Source organism: Gordonia sp. (in: high G+C Gram-positive bacteria) (assembly GCF_020438995.1).
Classification (GTDB): Bacteria; Actinomycetota; Actinomycetes; order Mycobacteriales; family Mycobacteriaceae; genus Gordonia.
Genome location: NZ_JAGQTN010000116.1, coordinates 1 through 1,643 on the forward strand (window position 1 = coordinate 1; position 1,643 = coordinate 1,643).

Consider the following 1,643-nt stretch of genomic DNA (forward strand, 5'->3'; position numbering starts at 1 on the left):
ATGCGGCGGCGGCTACGACTCAGGCTGCTGTGCCGTTGGGTAAGGCGTCGGCTGATTATGCCGGTGATGATGCGGTCACCCAGAGTTGGGCGGTTGCCCCGGGTCTGGTCGACGGCCCGACCGCAGAGTTTGAAGTCCCGAACGAGGGTGGGCGGCACAGCTCCACCGAAAACCCCGACAACCGGAGCTAAATTTCCATGGCCAGTGCCACCACGCGTGGCATTGATCGGATAGCAAAGGCCGGAAACGGTGCACTCGCACAGTCCGGCAATATCGTTCAGCTATTCGTCGATGTCGCACGCCAGTCCCTTGTGCGCCCGTTTCAGTGGCGAGAGTTCATCCAGCAGGCTTGGTTCATCGCCAGCGTCACGATCTTGCCGACCGCGCTCATCGCGATCCCGTTCGGCGCGATCGTCTCGTTGCAGACCGGCTCGCTGATCAAGCAGATCGGTGCCGAGTCCTACACGGGCGCCGCCAGCGTCCTGGTGGTGATCCAGCAGGGGTCACCGCTGGTCACCTCGCTGTTGGTGGCAGGTGCCGCCGGATCGGCGGTCGCCGCCGACATCGGCTCGCGAACGATCCGCGAGGAGATCGACGCGATGGAGGTGCTGGGCATCAACCCCATCCAGCGTCTCGTCGTACCCCGCGTGCTGGCCATGATCCTGGTCGCCATGCTGCTCAATGGCCTCGTCGCCGTCATCGGTATCGGCGGTGGTTACGTGTTCAACGTCGTGCTGCAGAACGGTACGCCCGGTGCGTATCTGGCCTCGTTCAGCGCGCTGGCCCAGCTCCCCGACCTCTATATCTCCACGGTCAAGGCAGCCATCTTCGGTGTCATTGCCGGCGTCGTCGCCGCCTACAAGGGACTCAACCCCAAGGGCGGACCGAAGGGTGTGGGTGACGCCGTCAACCAGAGCGTCGTCATCACGTTCCTGCTGCTGTTCCTTGCCAATCTGATCATCACGGCGGTCTACCTCCAGATCGTTCCGGCGAAGGGAAGCTGACGCGATGTCTGACTCCGGTGGTGGCGTCACAATCACCAAATCGCGCGCCGAGTATTACGCCTACGAGGCGCGCAAGCAGCTCAACAAGCCGCTGAAGATCCTCGACGGTGCCGGCGAGCAGATGTCCTTCTACGGACGCACGCTCGCCTGGATCCCGCGCACCATCGTGCATTACAAGCGCGAGGTGCTGCGTCTGCTGGCCGAGGTCGCCTTCGGCTCGGGCGGTCTGGCCGTCATCCTCGGCACCGTCGGCGTCATGGTCATGATGTCCGGTTTCACCGGTGTCGTGGTCGGCATGCAGGGCTACGCGGCCCTCGACCAGCTCGGATCGCAGGCCCTGACCGGCTTCCTGTCGGCCTACGTCAACACCCGCGAGGTCGCGCCGCTGGTCGCCGCGCTCGCATTGTCGGCGACGGTCGGCTGCGGCTTCACCGCCCAGCTCGGCGCCATGCGGATCTCCGAAGAGGTCGACGCCATGGAGGTCATGGCCGTTCCATCGGTCCCGTACCTGGTGTCGACCCGCGTCATCGCCGGATTCATCGCCGTCATCCCGCTGTACGTGCTCGGCCTGATCTCGGCGTACTTCGCCTCCCGCACGGTGACCACCCTGTTCAACGGTCAGTCCACGGGATCGTACGA

The 1,643-nt window shown here is 64.6% G+C and carries 2 protein-coding genes and 1 pseudogene; all 3 read left to right on the forward strand.

From position 1 onward, the window contains the following. A pseudogene (locus KDB67_RS09140) lies at positions 1-191 on the forward strand (ABC transporter ATP-binding protein); the annotation flags it as partial. 6 nt (positions 192-197) lie between these two features. Continuing rightward, entirely contained in the window at positions 198-1,004 is an 807-nt protein-coding gene (locus KDB67_RS09145) for an ABC transporter permease (RefSeq protein ID WP_291015070.1), read from the forward strand. 4 nt (positions 1,005-1,008) lie between these two features. Next, positions 1,009-1,643 (forward strand): ABC transporter permease (locus KDB67_RS09150; RefSeq protein ID WP_291015072.1); only part of this gene is annotated, 635 nt, incomplete at its 3' end.

What these genes read in the sequence shown, in the direction of transcription:
- KDB67_RS09145 (WP_291015070.1), top strand. Translation starts at nt 198, where the DNA reads ATGGCCAGTGCCACCACGCGTGGCATTGATCGGATAGCAAAGGCCGGA.